This window comes from Nocardia sp. NPDC004260 (genome assembly GCF_053603155.1).
In genome coordinates this window covers 83,570-108,000 of the sequence record NZ_JBSGEZ010000009.1, presented here as the reverse complement: position 1 = coordinate 108,000, position 24,431 = coordinate 83,570, and the positions used below count along the sequence as shown (strand labels likewise).

The window sequence follows — 24,431 nt, the reverse complement described above, 5'->3', positions numbered from 1 at the left end:
TCCTGAACTCATGTCCGGAAACGAACACCAGTCTGCCACGAATGGCCGCCCCGACGTCGGCGTGCTGCTCACCCAACCGCGCCGCTACCGAGCCCTCAAAGCCGCGCTTCTGCTCGGCCGGGCGAACCGCCTGAACGCCCGGCTCGCCGAGCTGGCTCGTCCCGCCGCCGGCGCCGAGGTCGTCGATGTCGGTTGCGGACCGGGCGACCTCGCTCGCCTGCTCGCTCGTCGCGTCGGCCGGGTCACCGGCGTCGATCCGTCGCCGCAGATGATCGACTACGCGACCGCGCGCTCACATGACCTGGCCAATTGCCGGTTCGAAATCGGTACGGCACAGAATCTTCCGCTGCCCGACGCGTCCGCCGATCTCGTGACCTCGACCTTCGCGATGCATCACATCCCCGCGTCGCGCCGTGCCGATGCCATCGCGCAGATGTTCCGGGTATTGCGCCCGGGCGGTCGGCTGCTGCTCGCCGACACGCTGCCGACCGATCCGTTGCTCTCCACCGTGGTGCGCGTCATGGCGAGGTTCGCGGCGCACCGCACCCACGATGCCGATCACGACCACGGTGATCCACTGGCGGGCATCGATATCCGCCGGTATCGAGATGATCTGCGCGCGAACGGTTTCGAAAAAGTCGAATTCGTCGTAGTCCGCCCCGCGACCGCCGTGCTGCTGGCGAACAAACCAGGCGAGACCGCTGCTTAGATCAGGTCCTTCTCAGCCAGCCAGCGCATGGCGCCCCAGCCGCAGAACACCGGAAGCCAGCAGGTGAGTACGCGGTAGAGCAGCACCGAGGGCACCGCGATGTTCGCGGGCAGGCCGAAGGCGGCCAGACCACCGATCAGCGCCGCCTCGACCGCGCCGACACCGCCCGGGGTCGGCGCGGCCGCGGCCAGCGTGCCGCCGATCATGGTGACGATCGTGACGGTGATGAAGGTGGTGCCGCCGCCGAACGCCTGCACGCTGGCCCACAGCGCGCCCGCCATACCGACGGTGAGCGCCGCGCATCCGCCGATGATCACCGCGGAACGTTTGGGATCGCGGGCCAGGTCGGCGAGTTCGCTGAGCACCTCCTGCAACTGCGGCCGCACCGCGTCGTTCAGCCAGCGGCGCAGTTTCGGCACGAACATGAACGCGCCGACGATGCCGACGCCGACGCCCGCGAGCAGATACAGCACCGTGGCGTGCGGGACGAAATGCGACAGGTCCGTCGAGGTGCCCGCGAGGATGCTGAACGCGAGCAGCAGGCCGACATGCGTGATCACCTGCACCGCCTGTTGCAGCGCGACCGCGGCGGTGGCGCGCACCGTGCCGATACCGGACTTCTGCAGAAACCGCACGCTCAACGCGAGTCCGCCGACGCCCGCGGGCGTGGTGGTCGCGGCGAAAGTATTGGCGACCTGCATGATGAGCAGATTCCGGATGTTCACCGCGCCGAACGCACAGGCCCACAGCGCCGCCGCCGCGCCGACGTAGGTCAGGGCGGAGACGAGCAGCCCGAGCAGCGCCCACCACCAGTTCGCCGTGCGCAGCTGGGTGAAGAAGGTCGGCACCGCGCTGATGAACGGGTAGGCGACGTACACCAGCCCGATCAGCAGGACCAACTGGATGATCTGGTTGCGGGAGAACCGGGTGATCTGCTCGGCTTCGATCCGATCCTGACCGGTCTGTTTGCGCACCTCGTCGCGGGCGTCGGACAGCGCGGTCTTCCATTCCGGGACCGCTTTGCGGATGCCGGTCGGTATGGCCGACTTGGTCAACCGGCTCGCCGCGGCGAGTACCCGCGCCTCGCCCAGGGTTTCGATCGCCGCGCGCACGGCGGGCTCCTTGCCGAACGTCGCGGTGGTCGTCACAAGCAACTGGGCGATGTCGGATTGCAGTTGCGCGTCCGACGCTCCGTATTCGGCGTTGCCGAAGCCGCCGAACAGCGTGACGCCGTCGGCCACACGGATGTCGACCGGCCGCAGGTCGCCGTGTGAGATCTGTTTCCGTTGCAGGGTGTCCAGCGCCCGCCACACTCCGGGCAGCACTTCGGCGGACTGTTCGGTGATCGCCGTGCCGCACGGCTGGGTGCGCGCGTACAGTATCCAGCCGCGCGACAGCGCGGCGACCGCGACGGGGGTGCAGCTGCCGAGCCCCAGGTCGGCGACGGCGATCGCCATGAGTGCGCGATGCTCGACCGCGCGGTGCATGGAACCGTGGATGGCCGCGGTTTCGCTGGAGCGGAAGGTCAGCCAGCGCCACAGCTGGCGCAGCGCGCCGAAGCTGCGCTGGTTCTTGCCGAACATCTCGACGAGCAGCTCGCGTTCCGGTCCTTCGATGGCGGCGGCGAGCACCAACGGACCGCGGCCCGCCGGATGCACCACGGTGAACCCGGTGACCGTGTGGCCGCGTTCGGCGAGCACCCGCACGGCCGCGTCGAGCGGAACCTCCAGCGCGGGCGTGCCCACCACGAGCACGATCACCGCGCCGACCAGCCAGCCGACCGCGAGCCCGAACATCGCCCGGGCGGGTACCACGGTGCTGACCACGAGGTGGATCGGCGCGAACGCCAGCAGCAGGAACCACAACCAGCGCCGCGGGCGGGTTGGCAGCCACGGGCTGGCCACGGTGAGCATCGCGGCGATCATCGCGATCCAGCGCGGATCATCGAGGAACTGGGACAGGAAGGTGTCCAACCGGTCCGGCACCTGCAGATGCCATTTCGGCGCGGAGAGGCCGGTGCCGGTGATGGACAACAGCAATCCCGCTACCGCCCCGGCCGCGGCGTAGCCTGCGAGCAGCTTCCACTGCCTGCCGATGATCAGCTCGATCAGGATCGCGAACGGCAGTGCGAGAATCGCCATGCCGTAGACCAGATACACCAGGTTCGACTGGTCCGGATTGAGGAAACCGACGATGGTGGAGACCGAGCGTTCCAGGGCCAGCCATTCCGGGCGGGTGATCAGTGAGGCCGCGATCACGACCGCCACCCACAGCGTTGCGAGGACGACCCGGACGATGTCGCTCGTGCGTCGGATCAGCGGCTGCAGCAGGCTCCCCGTGACCGGGATCTCCCGCCCGTCCACTCGCATGCTCGCCCGCCTCTCCGGGTATTCAGGCCGTACTGGTTGGAGCCCGCGAGACCCCGTTCAGGTCCTGCTCGCCCGCCTCTCCGGGTATTCGGGCCGTACTGGTTGGGAGCCGCGAGACCCGCGTTCAGGTCCTGCGTCGAGCGCCGCTCCCCTTCTGGGCGTACCCGGTGAGTTACCCGTGTGCGTACGAAATCTGTTGTTACGTTCGCTGCACGATACCGGCTGGTGTGCACGATCCGGCTCGCGGAACCCCGCCGCTGTCTCCGCTGGGCTGTGCACTGTGCCGGACATCACTCACGGTCGAGGTTGATCCTCACATCAGTGTCAAGTTTCAGCATGAGGGCATGGACAACGAACTCTTCGAGTACAGCCCGATCGTCGATCGTCCGCCGTTGCGGTGGCCCGGCGGTGCCAGGGTCGCGTTCTATGTCGGGCTCAATGTCGAGCACTATCGGGTGGACCGGCCGTCTACGAGTATCTTTCCCGGTACTGCCGGGCTCGCGCCGGATCCGCTGAACTACGGCTGGCGTGATTACGGACCGCGAGTGGGCATCTGGCGGGTGATCGAGGTGCTCGACCGGCACGGTGTCCGGGCCAGCGCGCTGCTCAATTCCGATGTCGCCGAGCGGTATCCGCAGATCATCGCGGCGGGTGTACGGCGGGACTGGGCGTGGCTCGCGCACGGGAGGAACAACTCGATCTTTCAGCCGGACGTTCCGGCTGAGGAGGAGGGCGCCTACCTCGCCGATGTGGTCGCGACCATCGAACGCGCGACCGGACGGAGGCCGCGCGGCTGGATGGGGCCCGCGCTCACCGAGTCCTTCCGCACCCCGTCGCTGCTGGCCGAACTCGGCCTCGGCTACGTCCTCGACTGGACCAACGACGACCAGCCCTATCCCCTGTCGGTACCCGGCGTGCTCAGTGTCCCCTACTCGGTGGAACTCAACGACAACACACTGTTCCTCGGCAAAGCCACCAGCGGACCGGACTTCGTACGCATCGTCCGCGATCAGTTCGACCAGCTCTACGCCGATTCGGCCGACAGCGGGCGGGTCATGGCGCTGGCCCTGCACCCGTTCGTGATCGGGCAGGCGTTCCGGATCAAGTACCTGGACGAAGCACTCGAATACATGGCGGGCCACCCGGGAGTGTGGCTGACCACCAGCGACGAGATCGCCGAGCACTACTCCAGCGCGTCGGTGCTTGCCGAACCCGCGCGAGCCGATGACGATCGGGTCAGGTAAACCGATCTGCGAGAGGCAGCGATGGCAGCGCAGGAACAGACACAGGACCAGGACCTCACCGGAAAGACGGTGGTGGTGACCGGCGCGAGCTCGGGCATCGGCGCCGCGGCGGCGCAGCGGCTCGCGGCTCGCGGCGCCACCGTCGCCGTCGTCGGCCGATCACCGGAGCGCACCGCCGAGGTGGCGGCGAAGGCGGGCGCGCAGCCGTTCGTCGCCGACTTCGCCCGGCTCGACGACGTGCGCAAGCTGGCCGACCAACTGCTCGACCGATACCCGACGATCGACGTGCTGGCCAACAACGCGGGCGGCGCGTGGCCCAAGCGGACGGTCACCGACGACGGCAACGAACTCACCTTCCAGGTCAATCACCTGTCCCCGTTCCTGCTGACCAACCTGCTGCTGGAGCGTTTGACCCGATCGCGGGCCCGGGTGGTGAACACCGCGAGCACCACCTACCGGATGGCGAAGCTGGACTTGGCCACGGCCAACGCGTCGACCGGCTCGTTCAACCCGCTCGGCGCGTACGGCGCGTCCAAACTGGCGAACATCTTGTTCACCAGGGAACTGGCCCGCCGCACCGAGGGCACCGGCATCACCACCGCGGCCTTTCATCCCGGTATGGTCGCGACCCATGTCTACGACAACGCGCCGCTCGGCTTCGGCTGGTTCGTCCGGTCCCCGCTGGCGCGCCCGTTCTTCATCCAGCCGGACAAGGGCGCCGAGCCGCTGGTGCATTTGGCCACGACCGCCGACGGCGCGGCGATCAACGGCCAGTACTTCCATCGTTTCCGACTGGAGCCGCCGCGCAACAAGCAGGCGCTCGACGCCGATCTCGCGGGACGGCTCTGGACGCTGTCCGAGCAGGCCACCGGGCTGGTGTCGACCGAATAGTCAGCCGGTCACGGTTCTGCGAGCCGGAGCGAGGAGCCCGCTGCCCGTTCCGGCTCGACACCGACCCCGTACACCCCACCGGACACCGCGCTCGCGTCCAGCTCGACGATCGCCCGCGCGACCTGCTCGGTGGGGACCAGGGCCGGAAAAGTGGTCGGGGCGATCGCGTTCGCGCGCACCCCGAACTCGGCGAACTCGGCGGCGATATTGCGGGTCAGCTGGTTGAGCGCGGCTTTCGACGCGGAGTACAGCGTCTGTGCCGGGTAGACCTCCGAGCCGGAGATGCTCGAGACATTGACGATGTTGCGGTTGCGCGCGCGATTCTCGGGGCCCGCGTGCAACCAGCATCGTTGCGCCAGCCGCGCCGAAAGACGCAGGGGTACCGCTACGTTCAGCGCGAAGTGCGGATCGAAGTCGTCCAGCGCTGCGTCGCCGTCGACGATGCCGCCCGGATGCAGCCGGACGTGCGCCGCGTTGTTCACCAGCAGGTCGACTCCGCCGAACCGGGCCAGCGCCAGGTCGATCACCCGTTCCACTTCACCCGGCTCGGTCAGATCCGACCGCACCACGAACACACGGGAGTCGTTCTCCGGCACGGTCGCGTCCGGCGCCAGCGGATCGATGTACCACTCCAGTTGCGACGGCACCGCGGGTGTGCGCGTGCGGCACACGGCGACGATGTCGTAGTCGCGGTAGTAGGCCTGGCAGAACGCGTCGCCCAGTCCGCCGCTCGCCCCGGTGAGCAGGCAGACGCGGCGTTCACCAGTGGACAATCTTGTCTCCTCCCCAGCGCCGTTCGGCGTCCGCCTTGGTGCGGTGCACCCACATCACCACGCTGTTGCGGTCGTTGATGTTGTTGCCCGCGAACGTATGCCAGGTGCGCGGGGTGACCTCGAACAGCAGCAGCGAATTGTCCAGCGGCGGGACGAGGGACACCGACGGCAGCGCGGCTCCCTGGGCGACGTGGTCGTATAGCGCGGTCTCGCCGCCGTCGCCCGGCTGCCATCCCGGATTGCCCAGATAGAACTGCACCGCGACGCCGCGCACGGTCTCGCGCGCGACGACGCCGGTCGCGCGTGCCCCGGTCTTGGTGTGCACGGTGGCGTCGGGCAGGCGTACTTCGCCGGGACCGGGCGGCGGGCCGGGGAACCAGGCCGGGTTGAGATCGTTGTGCGGCCGGCCGAACGGGCTGCCCGGCCCGTGGTGGTGCACCGATCCTTCGACGTCGCCGGTCGGTTCGACACCCCCGAGCCGGGCGACCAGGTCGTGCCACTCACGCGAGGTGAACACCGCGAGCGGGCCGTCGCGTAGGTCCTCCAGCCGAATTCTGTCGGCGCTGTGGCCGTCGGCGACCGGGGCGACCAGGTCGGGGCGCTTGCCGCGAACCTGCTCCAGTTGCTCGGTCAACCGCTGATAGAACTCGGGAACGAAGACGTCGCGGGCGTACACGTGCGGAAAGGGCCTGCTGCGCCGGATCCAGCGTCGGTGGGCGAACAACTCTGCGAACCACTGGGGAACCGGCGGTGTCGCGAGCTCCGGCTCGGTTGTCACCATTACTCCCTCCCGGTAGAACCGCCGTGATCATATTGCCCGTACCCGGACACGCGGGCCGGTCTCGGCCCTGCAAGGATCACGGGGGTGAGCCGGGATCTGCGTGTGTGTTTCGTCGGCGATTCGTTCGTCGCCGGTGTCGGCGACCCGGATTTTCGGGGGTGGGCGGGCAGGCTCGCGTCCGCGGCGCATGCGCAAGGGATTCCGCTGACGGCCTACAACCTCGGGGTGCGCGGACAGACCTCGGCCGAGATCGTGCGGCGCTTCCGCGCCGAATGCGCGCCCCGCCTGCCGGAGGGCGTGGACGCGCGGGTCGTGCTCTCCTTCGGCGTGAACGATGCCATGCACGAGAACGGCGGTCCGCGGGTCGCGCCCGACGAGTCGGCGGCCAACCTCGGCGAGTTGCTCGCGCAGGCGGGCGAGCGAGGTTGGCCGGTGCTGATGGTCGCTCCGCCGCCGATCGCCGACGATGAGCACAATGCCCGCACCGCCGCGCTGGACGAGCGATTCGCGCAGGTCTGCGCCGCGTCGGAGGTGCCGTACGTGCGCGTGCACCAGCCACTGCGCGACAGCGCGGTGTGGGCCGCCGAGGTGCGCGCGGGCGACGGGGCGCACCCAGGGGCCGCGGGTTACGAGGAGCTCGCCGCGCTCATCGCTCCGCAGTGGCGCGCGTGGCTGTCGCGGTGACACGTCGATTCCGGCGGGTATAATCTAATCTGTCCCAGACAGTAAAGGCCGCTACTTCGAATTCGGGTACACCGACCCGGCATAGCACCGAAATCACCTGCGCCCCATAGTGACCGGAATTACCCGAGCGGCATTCCCCGCTTGCCCGCCTCTGCCCGCCGTCTCCGCGCGGAGTCCAGATCCAGTGTCGGCGAACTGGTCTTCGGCACCTCGTCCGAGACGAACGCTTCGCTCAATTCCGGTACCCAACGGACGATCTCGTCGCGATAAGGACCTTCGGTCTCCAGCTGACCGAGCACGCCCACGAGCGTGAGGAACGAGCGGGCGAACGGCGTGAAGTAGGCGGGCATGGTCAGCTGCCGGACCACATTGGTCAATCGAGGATTGGTGGTGCGCAACACTTGTCGCCGCAACCAGCGGGTGGTCAGACGGTAGGTCTCGTGCCGGAAGGGTTCACCGCAGGGAGTGATGGCGGCGTAGAGCGCATCACTGTCGAGAGCGAGTCCGTTCGCCACGAAGCCGTGTCTGCGCGTGGCGTCCGCCAGATCGACTGGCCCGCCTCGGAATATCGCTTTACAGCAGTCGAGCGTCAGTTCGCCGAAACCCGCGGGAGGCCACGGGCTGCACGCGCCGAAATCCATGACGCCGAGCCGGCCGTCCGGCAGCACGCGGAAGTTGCCCGGATGCGGATCGGCGTACAGCAGGCCGTGGCGAGCCCAGCCGGAGGTCACGAAGCGGACCATGAGCATGCCCACCCGGTCACGCTCGGCCTGCGTGCCCGCAGCGACGACGCGCGGCACGGGTGTGCCATCGATCCATTCGCTGATCAGCACGTCACCGTGCTGTGCAACCACATTCGGCACATAGAAGTCGGGATCATCCGCATACGCCGCGGCGAACGCGCGTTGATGCTCGGCTTCCGCCGCATAGTCGAGCTCCCCGGCGACCGACGCGCAGATCGCTTCGGTCACCGACTTCACGTCCGCTCCCGGCAGGAAAACCGTGGCGAGATAGGAGATCCGGCGCAGGTGGTCCAAATCGCGGGCCACCGCCTGCCTGCCGCCGGGATACATCACCTTGACCGCGACCGGTCTGCCGTCGTGCCAGATCGCGCGGTGCACCTGCCCGAGCGAGGCCGCGGCGGCGCGTCGATCATCGAATTCGCGGAAGTGCGAATGCCATTCCGTCCCCATGCTTTCGGCTATGGCAGCGCGGACGGTGTGCGGCAGCATCGCGGGCGCGGCGTCCTGCAACCTGCTGAGCGCGATCCGGTACGGCTCGGCCACCTCCCGCGGCAGCGCCAACTCGTAGATGGCCAGCAGTTGCCCCAGCTTCGCGGCGCAGCCTTTCAGCTCGCCGAGCACCTCGAAGATGTGCTGCGCGGTGCGGAGCTGAATGTCCCGATTGACTTCTTCGGCCGATCTGCCGAGGGCCCGCTTGCCGATACCCGCGGCCTGCCGTCCCGCGAAGGCCATCGGCAGCGCGGCCAGTTTCGCGCCGCGAACAGCGCCGTGAACAGGCGGTTTATCATGGGAACGCGACGCGAAGAGCCGGGATCGTTTGCCCGCGGCCCCCGGCTCGGGGCGCTCTCCGATGGGCCGGATGGTCATGACTCACCTCACAGTCGCGGGCACAAGTGTGACACAGGTGCAGTACCCGACAGTAGGGCTTAGACTGTCTGGGACGTGTTCGAAAGTAGTCGAAAGGTGACTTCGATGGGATCCCAGACGGTGGTCGCCGACGTTGCCGACGAGCTGGCGCGCCGGGTTGCCGCGGGGGAATATCAGCCGGGGGATCTCATGCCTTCGGTGCGTCAGGTCGCCGAGGAATTCGATATGAACCGCGCGACCGCGCAGCTGACGCTGGGCAGGCTGGAGTCGTACGGTTTCGTCGAAGCCCGGCGCGGCAAGGGATTCACGATCCGTGACGTGCGGGAGGCGGGCGGGGTGGACGTGTACCGCCAGCTGTTCCGATTCTCGATTCCCATGCCGGACATCGCGATGGAGATGTTCCGCGACATCGTGGACGTCGAGCGTGATCTCGTGCTCGAGACGCTGCTCGCCTACACCGGTGGCGAACAGCGGATCGATTCGGCCGAACTGAAATCCACCATCGACGAGCTGGAATCCCTGGCGCGTCAGCAGGTTCCGGATCTGCGGCAGATGCTGGCGCTCGAGGTCGCACTGGTGCGCAGACTGCTGACCACGCTCGGTCTCCCCATGCAGCGGGCGATCTTGAACTCGATCGGTGAGACGGTGCTCGAGGTGCCGGAGGCGGTCGAGGCGTATTTCGCGGGCGCGCCGGATCTGCACGTTTTGGTCTGGCGGGCGCTGGCCGCGGTATGGGATTCCGGCTCGGGGCCGAGCGAGGCTCAGCTGGCGCTGTTCGAGGATCTGTTCGGCATGTACCACGAGAAAGTCATCGCCCGCTTCGAGGAATTGGTGGTCGGCGTCGAGGAGAGCGCTGACGTGAACCAGGCCGCCACCGCCTAGTCTTTTCGTACACTGCACAGTGCGTCTGGGACGATTTTCGCCGACCATCCGCTCGCTGCGCATAGATCAGCGGGGACGCCGCGTTCCCTGAGGACGTCTGTCCCAGACGCTAATGGGTCGAATGGGATGAATCGGCCGCCGGCTCGCGTGGGTGTTTCGTGCCGCTGTGCACCGCGCCGACCACCACGAAATCGTCTGCGGGACAGGGTTTCAGCGGCGTGACCGAGTGCTTCCGGGTCGCGGGGTCGAGTTCGGCCCGAAGCCGTGAACCGGGGATCGCACCGGCGTAGGGGTGGCCGCCGCTACACCGGTGCGATCGTCCCGGACTCGACCGGACGGATCCCGCGCGGCCCTACCGCACGGCATCGCCGTCCGGAATCGATGCCCGGACTCAGGCCCCGCCGTTGAGCTTGTTGAGGCGCTCGCACGCCTCGACGTACTCCTGGATCAGGCGGTTGACCACATCCGCGGAACGCTCCACCCGGTTCATCATGCCGACGATCTGGCCGACCGGATTGAAGTTGACGTCCTTGGCGGCCTCCGGATAACGGTGCCCGCGCTTCACGCCTTCCAACGCGACCATCATCTGCAGCGGCATCGGCAGCGGGTCGGGGGTATCGGCCCGCTCCCACGCCTCGGTCCAGTCATTGCGCAGCATGCGGGCGGGCTTGCCGGTCCATGCGCGCGAACGCACGGTGTCGTGGCTGGTCGCGTCGATGTAGGTCTGCATCTGGGCGGGCGGCACGTTGGCTTCCTCGACGGTGAGCCACACCGAGCCGGTCCACGCGCCCGCTGCGCCCATCGCCATCGCGGCGGCCACCTGGCGGCCGTTGCCGATGCCGCCCGCGGCCAGCACGGGCAGGTCGCCGACGGCATCGATGACCTGTGGCCACAGCACCATCGAGGAGACCTCGCCGCAGTGGCCGCCGCCCTCGGTGCCCTGGCAGACCACGAAGTCGAGGCCGGCACGCTTGTGGTTGAGCGCGTGCTTGACCGAACCGCACAGCGCGCCGATCAACCGGCCGGAATCCTGCACCTGCTCGATCACGTCCTCGGGCGGGGTGCCGAGGGCGTTGGCGACCAGCTTCGCCTTCGGGTGCCGCAGAATCACCTCCACCTGCGGGCCTGCGGTGGTGGCGGTCCAGCCGAGCAGCTGGTTGTGGTGCTCACCTTCGGGCAGCTTGGGCACGCCGTGATCGGCGAGGATCTTCTCGGCGAAGTCGCGGTGCCCCTGCGGGACCAGTTCGGCCAGCTTGGCTTCGAGTTCCTCCGGGCTCAGTCCATCGATGCCCTTGCCCTCGTACTTGGAGGGGATCACCAGATCGACGCCGTACACGCCCTGCACGTGCTCATCGAGCCAAGCCAGCTCGACCTCGAGCTGCTCGGCGGTGAAGCCGACGGCGCCGAGCACGCCGAGTCCGCCCGCGTTGCTGACCGCGGCCGCCACGTCGCGGCAGTGGGTGAAGGCGAAGATGGGGAATTCGATCCCGAGCCGTTCGCAGATTTCGGTACGCATGGCGTGCTGGTCTCCCTAACTGCTCCGCCGCGAACGGCGCGGCGCAGATGTACTAGAACGAGTTGCATAAGGGGCGCTCGGTTCGGCCTGGTCGCCGCACGTCGAGTCCACCGCGAGCCGCTGATATCGCCATGAAGCGGCTGCGGCATCCTCGACTGGCCTGTGCACCATGCCTCGACAGTAACACGTTCTAGTTTTCTGCGGAATGCGATGCCGGGTCAGGCGATGGCGCGCTCCAGTTCGGCGAGCGACTCCTCCAGGTGGTCGAGCAGACGGGGCAGTTGCGGCACACTGCGACGGCAGCCGACCAGGCCGAAGTCGAGATTGCCCGCGTTGGAGGTGAGCGTGATGTTCACCGCCTGACCGTCGAACGGGATCGACAGCGGGTAGCTCGCGTCGAGACGCGCGCCGTTCCAGTACATCGGCTCCCGCGGGCCAGGCACATTCGAGATGACGATGTTGAAGGTCGGATTGGTCCACGGGATCAGCGCGGGCACGAGATTGAGAGCGAGCGGGCTGAGCATCAGTGCCGACAGCGCCATCGTCTGATTGCACGACAGCGTGCGGTAGACATCCTTGCCGTCGCGCATCGATGCGGCGACCACCCGCAGGCGCTCCAGCGAATCGGCGATGTCGGTGCCGAGGTTGCACAGCACCGCGCCGACCTTCACCCCGTTGGTCTCCTCGCCGTCCTCGGCGCGCAGCGACATCGGCACCATCGCGACCAACGGCTTGTCCGGCAGAGCGTCTCGTTCGAGCAGGTAGCGCCGCAGCGCGCCCGCCGACATGGTGAGCACCACGTCGTTGAGCGTCGAGCCGGTAGCCTTCTTCACTTGCTGCAACCGCTCCAACGGCCAGGACCGCACCACCGCACGGCGCGCGCCGCCGATCGGGACGTTGAACATGGTGCGCGGCGCCGCGAACGGCAAGGTCAGCTGCTGCCGCGACAGCGCGGTGCGCGCGGCACGCAGCACCGATGCGCCGGATGTCGCGGCGGAGAACAGGTTTCGCGCCGCACCACCCGTACCGGACGGCGTCCTGCGCCTGCTCCGAGGCAGATGCCACGGCACGTGCGTGACACTCGAGGACGGATCGCTGGTCAGTGTGCGACGGAGCAGACGCTGGGCGGAAACGCCGTCGATCAACGCGTGATGCATCTTCGAATACAGGGCGAACCTGCCGTCGGCGAGGCCCTCGATCAGGTGGAACTCCCACAGCGGGCGGTGCCGGTCGAGCAGACTGCCGTGCAGCCCGGAGGCCAGCTCCACGAGCTGGTCCATGCGCCCCGGTCCGGGCACAGCCAGCCGCCGCACGTGATAGTCGAGTTCCACGTCCTCGGCGCGCGTCCACGCCATCTGCGGAGACCCGAAGATCGTCGCGGGATGCTTGCGAAAGGCCGGATCGATGTCGGTGCTGCGTAATAGCTTGTCGTGCACTTGTGCGGCGAAGTCCGCTCCGGCGTCCTCCGGCGGCTCGAACAGCTGCAACGCTCCCACGTGCATCGGCTGTTCGCGGGATTCGGCGAGCAAGAAGACGGCATCGACCGGCGCGATGAATTCCATGATGAGTCGCCCCCTGACGACATGGTGAAGATGTTCGGAGTTCGAATCGACCACGTTGTCGGCGGGCCCGCGCAGCCATGAAACCGCCGCGACACGACAAACCTACCCGGGCGCGACGGACCGCGTTCGGTGAATCACCGAACCTTCGAGGCCAGCAGGTAGGCCTGCCCGAACCGCTCGTCGGGACCCGGCTCGCGTACCATGCGAGCGATCATGGCGAACCCGGCGTCACCGAGCAGACGCGCGAGACGCTTCGGCGCCCACCGGTAGGCGCGAGTCACCTTGTGGTCGAAGGCTTCCACCGCATCGGGCTGGTCTGCCGTCTGGAAAGCCAGCAACACGTGCCCTTTGCTTGCGAGTACCCGATGGAACTCGCTCAACACGTGCGGCACGCGATCCGGTGGGAGGTGAATCAACGAATACCACGCGACGATGCCGCCGAGCGCCTCGTTGCTTATCGGTAGCTGCTCTACGGAACCTTGCGCGAAAAGCAGCTGCGGATGTTCCACGCGGGCCAGCTCCACCATTCGCGGCGAGAGATCGATCCCGAATACCCGCGCCCCCAACGCAGCGAGGTGTCCGGTGATCCGTCCCGGCCCGCAGCCGACATCGGCGATGGGGCCGGAGCCGTTGCCCGCCACCGATTCCACGAAGGCGCCGAGCATCGCCCGGTCGAGCACCGCACCGGCGAGGTGGTGGCGGAAAAGCTCGGTGTAGAGCTCGGCGACGTCGTCGTAGGCGGCTCGGGTGACGGCCACGTCGGGGTGTTCGTCTGCGAAGTCTTCCGTCGAATACAGCACCCGGAGCAGCGTATTACGTGCTCACTCCCCCGAATCGAATGCCTGGGCGACGGGGATGCTGTCCTCGTAGCCGTGGTGCCGGGTGATCAGCGCCCACGCGCTGTGGCGATCACCTCTCGGGCAATTGGGCGGCAGCCTCCGGCGCGGCGGGCGCGTCCGCTCGTGCCGCTGTGTCGCGACCGCGCGCGGTTCCCAGCACGGAACCGAGGATGACCAGCGGGAAACCGATCGCCATGCCCGCGGTCAGCGGCTCGCCGAGCGCCGTGACGCCGAGCAGGATCGCCACCGCGGGATTGATGTAGGTGATCACCGTCGCACGGGCCGGGCCGACCTCGGCGATCAGCGCGAAGAAGAGCAGGAACGCTACGGCCGTGCAGATCACCGCGAGGCCGAGTACCGACCAGGCCGCGTCGGCGGTGATGCGCGACGGGCGCAGCCACCCCGCGAACGGCGCGTAGATCACGGCCGCCAGCAGCAGCGATGCGGTCACCACACCGAGCGGGGGCAGATCGGCCAGTGCGCGATTGATGACGATCGGACCGACCGCGTAACCGACCGTGGTCAGCCCGATCGCCGCGATCGCCGCCGGATTTCCCGAATCGACATCCAAGCCGACGAGCGCGGCGACGCCCGCGAACCCGACGAGCAGTCCGACCACCCGGCGCGCGTCGAACCGGTCGTGGCCGAGCACGGTCACGATCACCACGGCGATCAGCGGCACCGCCGCGATCAGCAAGCCGACCGTCGAACTGTGCAGCGTGGTCTCGGCGTACCCGATCAGGAACCAGGGCCCGGTGATCTCCACCAGGGTGTAGAGCAGCAGAGGCCGCCATCGCCGGAACACCGGCGCCAGCGCGTCGGCGTAGAGCGCGACCGGCAGGAGCAGCAAGCCACCGATCAGCGTGCGGCCGAACGCGACCACGATCGGGTCGAGATCCTCCACCGCGATGCGGATCATCGCGTACGGCACGCCCCAGATCAGGCCCATCGCCAGAAAGAGGGCCCATCCGCGGCGGGTCATCGCACGACCACGGCGCGGTGCGAACGGACGGCGACCGATTCGGTGCCGGGGGTTGAGAACATGCTCCGCTCGCTTTCGACCACTGGGAGCTTATCCAGGTGATCCGATCATCCGACAGATCCACTTCCCCGCTCCGGCAAGGCCGGTTCGCCCCGGTCCCATGCCCCATTCGTCCTATTTGAGCGAATGATGCGCGAGTGCAACGTTGTTCGGGCTAGTCTTCGCCCTGAGCGACGGGAAGGCATCATCGTGGTCGACGTGATCCGCCGGCTGGCCCCGAGCGAGGAGATGTTCGCCGCGGGCGAGGTCTTCATCGGTTATGCGGCACGGGTATCCGGTCGGTTGGACCTGCCCGCCTTGACAGCCGCCGTCGAGGCAGTCGCCCGGGCGCATCCCATTCTGCGCGCCCGCATCGAGTCGTCCGGCGACGGCGGTCGAGTCTTCACCGTGGCGGACGCGGCACCCCAGGTCTTCGTCGCCGACGGCAACACCGAATTCGCCCTCACCGGCGCGAAATTCGACCAGCGCACCGGCGTCTGTGGGCTGTGCGTGGTACGCGACGGCGACACCGCGAGCGTCACCCTCGTGATCCATCACAGCATCGCGGACGCGTTCCACGCGTTCGCCATCGTCACCGAGTTCTGGGCCGGGTATCGAGACGCGGTCGGCGGAAAGATCCCCGAGTCGCCGGTGCACGCGTTCCCCGAATCGGTCGAGCATCTGCTCGCGGCGCGAGGCATCGAGAAGATGGCGCTGCCCGGCGCCGGGGCCGCTGCTACCGCGCCGCAGGTACCGCAGCCGCGCGACGACGACTATCCGACGCTGCACACCACTCGATGCCGGCTCTCCCGAGAGGAGACCGCGGCGCTGGTCGCCCTCGGACATCGCGAGAACGTCACGGTGCACGGTCTGGTGTCGGCGGCCCTGTTGCGGACCGAAGCCGAAATCCGCGAGCTACCGCTCACCGGGCTGCTCTACCTGTACTCCGTCGACCTGCGGACCAGGGTGAGCCCCGAAATCTCCGCCACCGAAGGGACGAACGTCCTCGGTTTCGCCAATTACCTCTCCCCTGAATCCGCCGTCACGCTGGTGGAATCGGCCCGCGGCATCAGCGCGGCGCTGCACGCGGGCCTGGCCGCGGGCATCGTGCAACGCACGCCGTTGAGCATCCCCGACATGGCGGCGGCGCCGCGACCGGCTTTGCCCGGCGTGGTCATCGCGACCAACTGGGGCACTGTCCCGCCGCTGCCCGAGCAGGACGAGTTGCGCATCGACGACTTCCACTCCACCATGCTCGCGAAGCCGGACCTGACCGGCCGCCGTCCGCAGCAACCGGGCGGCGGAACCTGTGTCATCAGCACTTTCGCCGGACGGCTGAGTGTGGAGATCCATCATCCTGAGGAATTCACCCAGCTCCAACGCCACCGCGTCGAAGTGCTGGCCCGCAACCTTCGCGCCGTGCACGACTGATTCCGCCCGACGCCGAGCGCACCCGGTTACGCGTCACCACTCGCGCGTTGGCGGGCGAATTCGCGTGGTCACGCTGTTAAGGTTGGCCCCTCCTAGGAAACCGACGCCGCCGGGCCACTGGGCCTGTCCACAGTCGTTCGTCCCGGTGACGTCGAGCTACGGAATCACTTCGATGAACGGAAGGAACAGCATCCCGTGGCAAGCACAGCCGGTGGGCGAGTCGCAGTGGTAACCGGCGGTTCTCGTGGCATCGGCCGCGCGTGCGCCGAACGGCTCGCCGGTGACGGGTTCGCCGTCGTCCTGAATTTCGCGTCGAATGCCGCCGAAGCCGACAGCGCCGCCGAGGAGATTCGCGGCGCGGGCGGCGTGGCGTTCACCGCCCAAGGGGACGTCGCGGACGAGTCCGCGATGGCCGCGGTGTTCGACCGGGCGGAAAGCGAATTCGGCGGCGTCGATGTCGTGGTGCACGCCGCGGGCCGGATGCAGCTCGCGCCGGTGGCCGAACTCGATCTGGCCGTTCTCGACAGCCTGCACCGGACCAACATCCGCGGCACTTTCGTCGTCGACCAGCAGGCGGCGCGGCGGCTGCGACCGGGCGGGGCGATCGTCAATTTCTCGACCTCCATCGTCGGAGCCGCGTTCCCGACATACGGGGCCTACGCCGCCAGCAAGGGAGCCGTCGAGGCGCTGACCATGATCCTGGCGCGCGAATTGCGCGGACGTGACGTGACGGTCAACGCGGTGGCACCCGGGCCCACCGCGACGGACCTCTTCCTGGACGGGAAGGACGACGCCACCATTGCGCGGCTCGCCGAGGCCGTGCCGTTGCAACGACTCGGCACACCCGCCGACATCGCCGCCGTGGTGGCGTTTCTGGCCGGCCCGCACGGCCGCTGGGTCAACGGCCAGATCATTCGGGCCAACGGCGGCTTGGTCTGAGCGAATACGCCGCGGGCCGCGATCACGCCGAACGGCTGTGATCGCGGCCCGCGGGTCGATCAGTTCGACGCCTTCGCGGTCGCGGTGGTGGTCGGCGCCGCGGAGTGCGTTGTCGTCGTGGCCGATTCGGTGGTGGTGGTCGGCTTCGTCGTCTCGACCGGCGCCGCGACCGGAGCAGGCGCGGGCGTGGTGGTGGTGACCGCCGGCGCCGAGGTGGTGGTCGAGGTCGGCGCCGTCGTCGTCGGCCGGCCCGTGGTGCCGGTCGTCGTAGGGGCGGCGCTGGTCGGCTTCGGTGCCGTGGTCGAGCTCTTGGCGGGTTCGGTCGTCGGAGCCGCCGAGGTGGTCTCCGCCGCCTTGTACACGGCGGCCAGGTCCGCCTCCTGCGGCTTGGACGTCGGGTCGACCTGCTTACCCGCCTGCGCCTGCTTCGCCAGATGGGTGAGCCACGCGGCCGCGTACTCCGCCGAGGTCAGCGGCTTGCCCGCGGCGGGGTCCGCGTCGTCCCAGTAGTCGAAGTGGTGACCGGTGTGGTTCGGGCCCAGCGTGAGGTTGTACGGGTCGCTGAGGATGACCGGGATCGTGTTCTGGTTCGTCACGATGAGCCCGACGATCTCGTTGAGCACCTTCTGCGGCAGGTAGGCCAGCGGCGACATGTCGTTCGTGGCAATGGAATCCGCCTGCACCGGCGCCTTCTTCTCACCCGGCTTGTACGCCGGGTCCGACACCCGCAGCAGCACCTGCAGGAAGGTCTCGTCGCTCTGCATCCAGTTCGGCTGCGACTGGATGTCCGCGAACGCCGCCATCGCGATCCGGCCGAGGACCACGGCGACGTCCTGCCCGGTCGCGGGCGTGAGCCCGTCGCGCTCGAGCGCGTCCACGTTCAACTGCCTGCCGACATTGACCACCAATTGCAGCAAGGAGATGTTCTGCGGCGCCGAGCAGGTGAGATCGCCATCGGAGCAGAACGACGCGATCTTGCCGTTGAGCGCGCCGAAGTCACCGCTGGTGCCGCGCACCGCGCCCTGCCCGGGAACCGCGTTCGTGCCGTTCTGATATTGCTGGTCGAAGCCGTCCGGGTTGCTGAACGGGTCCTTCGATCCGGGGAACGGCCCGTCGCCCGCCGAGCGACCCGAGTCGGCGAGGATGACGACGCCGACGACGTCGTCCGGATCCACGATCCCGTACGCGCCGTCCTGGCCGGGTTCCTGATGGCCGATCTGCATCGCGACGCGGCGGACGACGTCGGCGCCCTCGCTGTAGCCGACGATCGAGAACTTGGTGTCGGGGCACGCCTGGGCGATCTCACGCATCACCCGCTCGGTGTTCGCGACACCGGCGTTGACAGCGTCCTCGTAGGTGGACATATTCGCCGGATAGGCGATGTAGACCGCGGCGTACGCGTCCGGATCGACGTCGTCGGCCGGCGCGTTGACGACCGGATCGACCCACTCACTGCTGTGATCACCCGACAGCGCGGCGGGCAACGGGTTGCCGTTGGCATCCACCAGCATCCTGGTGGTCCCCTCCACCGGAGTGTCGTTGCGACCGGCCACCGAGATGGTGACCATGTCGCGGCATTCCGTGACGGAGGTCGTGAGCTGGGTTTCCCTGGTTTCCGGCGTCGACGTCAACGCCAACGAGGTGGCGACCACCGCCGCCACGCCCAGCACCGCCGGAGCGGCAACCGCCGACGCGATGCGATGCCGCGCGAAGAACTCGCGAAGAGCCATGTCCTGATTTCCCATTCCATACACCGACAAAGTGGACGGACAAGCCCCCCGACGGGCCATACGTCACCGAGGACGTCGTGGTAGGGGCCCTGAGCGTTACTTAGTGCCGGATGGAAGGGTTCGAACTCCGAAGCGTCCCCTTGCGCCTGATTGCTGCTTGACCTTTACGTATACGTCAATCCCTAGCGTCGGGGCATGACGACTGTGACGCGAACCTCCCGAGCGATCCAACTGGCCGCGCGACCGAACGGATTGCCCGCACTGCCGGACTTCCGGCTGATCGAAGAGGTGGTGCCCGATCCCGCACCGGGTCAAGTGCTGATCCGCAACCTGTACATGTCGCTCGATCCGGGAATGCTGATGCAAATCGGCGCGTATCCCGAAATCCCGATGCCTGCCTTCGCCGTCGGCGAAGTGATGTCCGGCGGCGCGATCGGTGAGGTCGTGGTGTCCGCTGACCGGCATGTGCTGGAGGGAGCATTGGTGCTGCACCAACACGGCTGGCGCGAGTACGCCATCGCGGACGTCGACAGTGTTCGGGTCGTCGACGCACAGGCGTATCCGTCGCCGTCGACGTACCTGGGTTTCGGATTGGTCGCGTATGTGGGGCTGACCGTGGTCGCGGGGTTACGCGAGGGTGAGACCGTTCTGGTGTCCAGTGCCGCCGGAGCTACCGGTAGCCTGGCCGGCCAGCTCGCGCGACTGCTCGGTGCCGGGCGAGTCGTCGGGAGCGTGGGATCACCGCGGAAGGCGCGCTACGTCATCGAGGAGCTCGGCTTCGACACAGCGTTCGACTATCACGATCAGCCGCTGGCCGACCGGTTCCTGGCGGCCGCGCCGGAAGGGATCGACGTCTATTTCGACAATGTCGGCGGCGCGCAACTGCGTGCCGCGATCGAGGCGATGAACGTCGGTGGACGAATCGCCCTGTGCGGCGCGCTCGCCCGGCAGCGGGCAGGCGGGGCGCCCGATGGCGGGCCCGGGGACCTGCTGCCGGTGATCGGGAAGCGAATCACACTGCGCGGATTCACCGCCCTCGACCATCTGGATCTCGCGCCGGAATTCGGACGGCGGTTACGCCAGTGGCTCGCCGAGGGGTCGTTGCGGCACACCGAGAATGTCGTCGATGGGCTGGAAAACGCTCCACAAGCACTGCTCGACCTGGTGCGAGGTCGCTACACCGGGAAAGTAGTTGTGCGGCTCACGCGTTGAACAGTCACCACGGGAAGGACACGACAATGCTGATCGGTGAACTGGCGGAGCGGACCGGAACGACCACGCGCGCCCTGCGCTTCTACGAAGAACGGGGACTGCTCACCTGTGAGCGCACCAGTTCGGGTTACCGCCGCTACGACGAAGAGGCGGTCAAGCGGGTCCAGAACATCCGGGAACTACTCGATGCCGGCTTCACCGTCGACGATGTCCGCGCGTTCGTGCCGTACCTCGACCGTGACCTGCCCCAGACATTCCCATTCGAGCCGCGGTGCCCCAACGGGTACGCATCCGTAGCGCCACCACGGTTCGCCGAGCTCAATCGGCGCATCGCGAATCTGGTCGAACTCCGTGATCGCCTGATCGACCGGATGCCGTGGCTGGCACAGGACACCCTGAGTGAGCAGACTGGCGAAGACCCACAGCCGTGCGGTACTTGAGCCCAGCTCCTCCGGACTCAGCCGCGCGCCATATCCACGAACCGCGACAAATGCAATTGGTGGGCGACGGTGATCGTCGCGGTGGGGCCGTTACGGTGTTTACCGAGAATCAGGTCGGCTTCACCGCCGCGCGGGTCGTCGCGCTCGAAAGCGTCGGGACGGTGCAGCAGGATGACCATATCCGCATCTTGTTCCAAAGATCCCGACTCGCGGAGATCGGACACCATGGGGCGCTTGTCGGTTCGTTGTTCGGGACCGCGGTTGAGCTGGCTGATCGCGACCACCGGCACTTCGAGTTCCTTGGCCAGCAGTTTCAGATTACGGGAGAAGTCCGAGACTTCCTGCTGACGGGATTCGACCTTTTTGCCGGACGTCATCAGCTGGAGGTAATCCACGACCACGAGTTTCAAATCGTGGCGCTGCTTGAGCCGCCGCGCTTTGGCGCGGATCTCCATCATCGTCAGGTTCGGCGAATCGTCCACGAACAGCGGCGCCTCGCTGATCTCACTCATCCGCCGCGCCAACTTGGTCCAGTCGTCGTCGCTCATCCGCCCGGACCGCATATCCCCGAGCTTGATCTTCGCCTCCGCCGACAACAACCGCATGACGATCTCGGTGCGACTCATCTCCAACGAGAAGATGACGCTCGCCAAGCCATGCTTGATCGAGCAGCTACGCATGAAATCCATTCCCAGGGTCGATTTGCCCACGCCAGGCCTGGCCGCGACGATGATCATCTGACCCGGGTGCAGGCCATTGGTGATTTCGTCGAGTTCGGTGAAACCGGTGGGGACGCCGAGGGAGATGCCGCCGCGGCTGGCGATGGAGTCGATTTCGTCCATCGTCGGCTGGAGCAGTTCTTCGAGTGGGAGGAAGTCTTCGCTGGTGCGGCGTTCGGTGACCTCGTAGACCTCGGCTTGGGCGCGGTCGACGACCTCGGCGACATCCTGGCCGTCGGCGCCCGCGTAGCCGTACTGGACGATGCGGGTGCCCGCCTCGACCAGGCGGCGCAAAATGGCCTTCTCGGCCACGATTTCGGCGTAGTAGCCCGCGTTGGCCGCGGTCGGCACGGTCTGGGTGAGCGTGACCAGATAGGGCGCGCCGCCGATGCGCTTGAGCTCGCCACGGCGGTCCAGGCCCGCGGCGACGGTCACCGGGTCGGCGGGTTCGCCGCGCCCGTAGAGATCCAGGATCGTGTCGTAGATGGCCTGATGGGCGGGACGGTAGAAATCGCCGGGCCGAATCGCCTCGACGACGTCGGCGATGGCGTCCTTGCTCAACAGCATGCCGCCGAGCACCGACTGCTCGGCCGCCATGTCGTGCGGAGGCTGGCGGCCGAAGTCCTCGCCGGGAGGTTCGGGCGGGAAGTCCGTGTGCCCGCGGTCATCGGTGGTTGTCACCAGACTCGACCGTCCTCTCTACCCCACGACCGGGATGCACCCTGTCGACTCGTTTTACTCCCGGGCACCGACACGTTCGGAAAAGCCGTTGACCAGGGCTCCAGCTACAGCCGCGGCACCGGTCCGTGCGCGCGCTCGGGAGCGGCCCGCGCGCAGCGATGCGACGAACCTAGGCGACCCGCCGGGTGTGCACCAAACCGCGCTGTGCGCACAGCTGTGGATAACTTGGGGAAAGTTCACCCAACCGTGTGCACCCCCTGTGTACAACTTGGGGAAAACCCAGGTCGGCGGGGTCAAATACGCAGATAGATATGGACTTCCGCGTTCTTCCAGGTGTGGATTAATGAAGTACCGGCGTGTCGGCCGAGTTGAACAGCCGGGCGTGTTGGGTTAACAGCACGTGAGCTGCATATGGCCTGAATCACATTGCGGACGGTCGGTTCGACGAGTAATCCACAGGCTGGGTAGACCAGGCGTCGTCGCAGTGTGCGGTGCGGCCCAGATTGTCCCCAATGACGCGTTCGATCATCCGGCAAATAGTCAGCTACAAATCGGCTCGCGGCACCGGAGCATGACCGAGGACCACTCCCGTGAACGGACGGGAGTGGTCCTCGACGCGATGCCTGGAATCAGGCGGCGGTGACCGTGAGGTCGAACTTCGCCGCCACGTCCGGGTGCAGGTGCACCAGAATGGCGTGCTTGCCGGTCGACTTGATGTGCGCCTTCGGCAGCTCGATGCTGCGCTTGTCGACGACGGGGCCACCCGCCGCCTTGACGGCCGCCGCGACGTCCGACTGGGTCACCGAGCCGAACAGCTTGCCGGTGCCCGCGGTCTTCACCGCCAGCGAGACCGACTCCAGGTTCTCGATGGCCTGCTTCAGCTCGTTGGCGTGGTCGAGGTCGCGGACCCGGCGGGCTTCCTGCGCCCGGCGAATGCCCTCGACCTGCTTCTGCGCGCCACGGCTGGCCGGGATCGCCAGGCCGCGCGGCAGGAGGTAGTTGCGGCCGTAGCCGTCCTTGACCTCAACGGTGTCGCCGGGGGCACCGAGGTTGTCCACATCAGCGGTAAGAATCAACTTCATTGGCGTGCCTCCCTTTCTCAGCGAGCCGTCGACACGTAAGGCAGCAGCGCGACCTCACGCGAGTTCTTGACCGCAACCGCGACATCACGCTGGTGCTGCACGCAGTTGCCGGTGACGCGGCGGGCGCGGATCTTGCCGCGGTCGCTGACGTACTTGCGCAGCAACGCCGTGTCCTTGTAATCGATCGTGACGGTTCCGGTCTTGCTCTCCTTGCAGAACGAGCAAGCCTTCTTCTTCAGCACCTTTTCGCGCGCGGGCGCTTTAGGCATGGTCTTGTACTCCGTAATCAGTGATGGCCCGAATTCGTGCGGGCCGTTGTGGCCGTTCTCAGAACGGCGGTTCGTCATCCATGCGGCTGTTGCCCCCGAAGGAGCCTGCCGCGGGCGCACTGCCCCAAGGGTCGTCCTCGGCACCGCCGGAGGAACGCCCACCGCCACCACCGGAGGAGGCGTAGCCGCCACCGCCGCCGGACCCGGACCCGAAGCCCCCGCCACCGCTGCCGCGGCTGGTCTTGTTGACCTTCGCGGTGGCGTAGCGCAGCGAGGGACCGACCTCGTCGACCTCGAGCTCGACGACCGTGCGCTTCTCACCCTCGCGGGTTTCGTAGGAGCGCTGCTTGAGCCGTCCGCTCACGATGACACGGGAACCCCTGGTCAGGCTTTCGGCGACATTCTCCGCGGCCTCGCGCCAGATATTGCAGCGCAGGAACAGCGCTTCGCCGTCTTTCCATTCGTTCGAATTACGGTCGAACACACGGGGAGTCGACGCGACGGTGAAATTCGCCACCGCCGCTCCCGCCGGTGTGAATCGAAGCTCCGGGTCGGCCGTCAGATTTCCGATGACGGTGATGACCGTGTCGCCTGCCATGTGGTTCCTCCTGCTCGGTGTGCAGTCCGCGTCTCGCTGTTGCGCTAGAGCCTAGGCACAGGCTCCGACGCAAACGAGGGTTGCCGGACTACTTGTCGTGGCGCAGAACCTTGGTGCGCAGCACCGACTCGTTGAGACCGAGCTGGCGGTCGAGCTCGCTCACGGTGGCGGGCTCGGCGGTCAGGTCGACCACGGCGTAGATGCCCTCGGCGTGCTTGGCGATCTCGTAGGCGAGCCTGCGGCGGCCCCAGATGTCGACCTTGTCGATCTTGCCGCCCTCGGTGCGAACGACACTGAGCAGGTTGTCCAGCGACGGACCAACAGTGCGCTCGTCCAGGCTCGGATCGAGGATGACCATCACTTCGTAATGACGCACGGACCAATCACCTCCTGTGGACTAGGAAACGGCCACGGACGGTCCGTGGCAGGAGGGTCGTTGCGTCAGCAAC

The 24,431-nt window shown here is 67.5% G+C and carries 23 protein-coding genes; 9 read left to right on the top strand and 14 right to left on the bottom strand.

From position 1 onward, the window contains the following. Positions 1 to 10: 10 nt before the first annotated feature. On the top strand, positions 11 to 709 hold the full coding sequence (locus ACWEO7_RS08240; RefSeq protein WP_452421837.1) for a class I SAM-dependent methyltransferase: 699 nt from the start codon (positions 11 to 13) through the stop codon (positions 707 to 709). Here ACWEO7_RS08240 and ACWEO7_RS08235 read toward each other — a convergent pair. Next, entirely contained in the window at positions 706 to 3,078 is a 2,373-nt protein-coding gene (locus tag ACWEO7_RS08235; protein WP_452421835.1) for a lysylphosphatidylglycerol synthase domain-containing protein, read from the bottom strand. The two genes, ACWEO7_RS08240 and ACWEO7_RS08235, sit on opposite strands and share 4 nt — an antisense overlap. A 344-nt stretch (positions 3,079 to 3,422) precedes the next feature. Here ACWEO7_RS08235 and ACWEO7_RS08230 point away from each other — a divergent pair, with 344 nt between their 5' ends. Together ACWEO7_RS08230 and ACWEO7_RS08225 are read left to right on the top strand one after the other, a co-directional pair. Next, positions 3,423 to 4,322, top strand: a complete 900-nt coding sequence (locus ACWEO7_RS08230) for a polysaccharide deacetylase family protein (RefSeq protein WP_452421833.1) — start codon at positions 3,423 to 3,425, stop codon at positions 4,320 to 4,322. A gap of 21 nt (positions 4,323 to 4,343) precedes the next feature. Further along, on the top strand, positions 4,344 to 5,213 hold the full coding sequence (locus tag ACWEO7_RS08225; protein ID WP_452421831.1) for an SDR family NAD(P)-dependent oxidoreductase: 870 nt from the start codon (positions 4,344 to 4,346) through the stop codon (positions 5,211 to 5,213). A gap of 8 nt (positions 5,214 to 5,221) precedes the next feature. Here ACWEO7_RS08225 and ACWEO7_RS08220 read toward each other — a convergent pair whose 3' ends face one another. Together ACWEO7_RS08220 and ACWEO7_RS08215 are read right to left on the bottom strand one after the other, a co-directional pair. Beyond that, the gene (locus tag ACWEO7_RS08220; protein WP_452421829.1) at positions 5,222 to 5,986 is read right to left on the bottom strand and encodes an SDR family NAD(P)-dependent oxidoreductase; all 765 of its coding nucleotides are present in this window, start codon (positions 5,984 to 5,986) and stop codon (positions 5,222 to 5,224) included. Then, positions 5,973 to 6,767: a 2OG-Fe(II) oxygenase family protein gene (locus tag ACWEO7_RS08215; protein ID WP_452421827.1), complete on the bottom strand. Its 795-nt coding sequence runs from the start codon at positions 6,765 to 6,767 to the stop codon at positions 5,973 to 5,975. Before ACWEO7_RS08215 ends, ACWEO7_RS08220 begins: the two co-directional genes overlap by 14 nt. Positions 6,768 to 6,851: 84 nt before the next feature. On the opposite strand from ACWEO7_RS08215, the gene ACWEO7_RS08210 reads away from it, so the two are divergent. Beyond that, positions 6,852 to 7,451, top strand: coding sequence for a DUF459 domain-containing protein (locus tag ACWEO7_RS08210; RefSeq protein WP_452421825.1), 600 nt, complete (start codon positions 6,852 to 6,854; stop codon positions 7,449 to 7,451). A gap of 119 nt (positions 7,452 to 7,570) precedes the next feature. Here the strand turns inward: ACWEO7_RS08210 and ACWEO7_RS08205 are convergent, their stop codons facing one another. Next, a complete protein-coding gene (locus ACWEO7_RS08205; protein ID WP_452421823.1) occupies positions 7,571 to 9,061 on the bottom strand; it encodes an ABC1 kinase family protein in 1,491 nt (496 codons plus the stop codon). A 105-nt stretch (positions 9,062 to 9,166) separates the two neighbouring features. On the opposite strand from ACWEO7_RS08205, the gene ACWEO7_RS08200 reads away from it, so the two are divergent. Continuing rightward, a complete protein-coding gene (locus tag ACWEO7_RS08200) occupies positions 9,167 to 9,943 on the top strand; it encodes a GntR family transcriptional regulator (protein ID WP_452421821.1) in 777 nt (258 codons plus the stop codon). A gap of 391 nt (positions 9,944 to 10,334) precedes the next feature. On the opposite strand, the gene ACWEO7_RS08195 is transcribed toward ACWEO7_RS08200, so the two are convergent. From ACWEO7_RS08195 to ACWEO7_RS08180, 4 genes are all read right to left on the bottom strand, one after another. Then, positions 10,335 to 11,459 (bottom strand): NAD(P)H-dependent flavin oxidoreductase, encoded by a 1,125-nt coding sequence (locus ACWEO7_RS08195; protein ID WP_450019087.1) that lies wholly within the window; start codon positions 11,457 to 11,459, stop codon positions 10,335 to 10,337. 218 nt (positions 11,460 to 11,677) lie between these two features. Beyond that, positions 11,678 to 13,021 (bottom strand): WS/DGAT/MGAT family O-acyltransferase, encoded by a 1,344-nt coding sequence (locus ACWEO7_RS08190; protein ID WP_452421819.1) that lies wholly within the window; start codon positions 13,019 to 13,021, stop codon positions 11,678 to 11,680. Positions 13,022 to 13,155: 134 nt separating this feature from the next. Continuing rightward, the gene (locus ACWEO7_RS08185) at positions 13,156 to 13,821 is read right to left on the bottom strand and encodes a class I SAM-dependent DNA methyltransferase (RefSeq protein WP_452421817.1); all 666 of its coding nucleotides are present in this window, start codon (positions 13,819 to 13,821) and stop codon (positions 13,156 to 13,158) included. 109 nt (positions 13,822 to 13,930) lie between these two features. Then, positions 13,931 to 14,842, bottom strand: a complete 912-nt coding sequence (locus ACWEO7_RS08180) for a DMT family transporter (protein WP_452421815.1) — start codon at positions 14,840 to 14,842, stop codon at positions 13,931 to 13,933. A 249-nt stretch (positions 14,843 to 15,091) separates the two neighbouring features. On the opposite strand from ACWEO7_RS08180, the gene ACWEO7_RS08175 reads away from it, so the two are divergent. After that, positions 15,092 to 16,312 carry a phthiocerol/phthiodiolone dimycocerosyl transferase family protein gene (locus ACWEO7_RS08175; RefSeq protein WP_452421813.1) on the top strand — a complete coding sequence of 407 codons (1,221 nt, stop codon included), beginning with the start codon at positions 15,092 to 15,094 and terminating at the stop codon, positions 16,310 to 16,312. Between the two features lie 195 nt (positions 16,313 to 16,507). After that, positions 16,508 to 17,251: an SDR family oxidoreductase gene (locus tag ACWEO7_RS08170; RefSeq protein ID WP_452421811.1), complete on the top strand. Its 744-nt coding sequence runs from the start codon at positions 16,508 to 16,510 to the stop codon at positions 17,249 to 17,251. A gap of 59 nt (positions 17,252 to 17,310) precedes the next feature. Here ACWEO7_RS08170 and ACWEO7_RS08165 read toward each other — a convergent pair whose 3' ends face one another. Next, positions 17,311 to 18,981: a cutinase family protein gene (locus tag ACWEO7_RS08165; protein WP_452421809.1), complete on the bottom strand. Its 1,671-nt coding sequence runs from the start codon at positions 18,979 to 18,981 to the stop codon at positions 17,311 to 17,313. A gap of 195 nt (positions 18,982 to 19,176) precedes the next feature. Here ACWEO7_RS08165 and ACWEO7_RS08160 point away from each other — a divergent pair, with 195 nt between their 5' ends. Then, positions 19,177 to 20,193, top strand: a complete 1,017-nt coding sequence (locus ACWEO7_RS08160) for an NADP-dependent oxidoreductase (RefSeq protein ID WP_452421807.1) — start codon at positions 19,177 to 19,179, stop codon at positions 20,191 to 20,193. Positions 20,194 to 20,219: 26 nt separating this feature from the next. Next, a complete protein-coding gene (locus ACWEO7_RS08155) occupies positions 20,220 to 20,633 on the top strand; it encodes a MerR family transcriptional regulator (RefSeq protein WP_452421805.1) in 414 nt (137 codons plus the stop codon). A gap of 17 nt (positions 20,634 to 20,650) precedes the next feature. Here the strand turns inward: ACWEO7_RS08155 and dnaB are convergent, their stop codons facing one another. The 5 genes from dnaB to rpsF all read right to left on the bottom strand — a co-directional run bounded on the left by dnaB (position 20,651) and on the right by rpsF (position 24,358). Next, a complete protein-coding gene (gene dnaB / locus ACWEO7_RS08150) occupies positions 20,651 to 22,033 on the bottom strand; it encodes a replicative DNA helicase (RefSeq protein ID WP_452421804.1) in 1,383 nt (460 codons plus the stop codon). A gap of 629 nt (positions 22,034 to 22,662) precedes the next feature. Next, positions 22,663 to 23,115 carry a 50S ribosomal protein L9 gene (gene rplI / locus ACWEO7_RS08145; protein WP_450019067.1) on the bottom strand — a complete coding sequence of 151 codons (453 nt, stop codon included), beginning with the start codon at positions 23,113 to 23,115 and terminating at the stop codon, positions 22,663 to 22,665. 17 nt (positions 23,116 to 23,132) lie between these two features. Beyond that, positions 23,133 to 23,384, bottom strand: a complete 252-nt coding sequence (rpsR, locus tag ACWEO7_RS08140; RefSeq protein WP_043700357.1) for a 30S ribosomal protein S18 — start codon at positions 23,382 to 23,384, stop codon at positions 23,133 to 23,135. Between the two features lie 58 nt (positions 23,385 to 23,442). Beyond that, positions 23,443 to 23,982, bottom strand: coding sequence for a single-stranded DNA-binding protein (locus ACWEO7_RS08135; protein WP_452421802.1), 540 nt, complete (start codon positions 23,980 to 23,982; stop codon positions 23,443 to 23,445). An 88-nt stretch (positions 23,983 to 24,070) separates the two neighbouring features. Next, positions 24,071 to 24,358 carry a 30S ribosomal protein S6 gene (gene rpsF, locus ACWEO7_RS08130; protein WP_039803204.1) on the bottom strand — a complete coding sequence of 96 codons (288 nt, stop codon included), beginning with the start codon at positions 24,356 to 24,358 and terminating at the stop codon, positions 24,071 to 24,073. Positions 24,359 to 24,431: the final 73 nt, after the last annotated feature.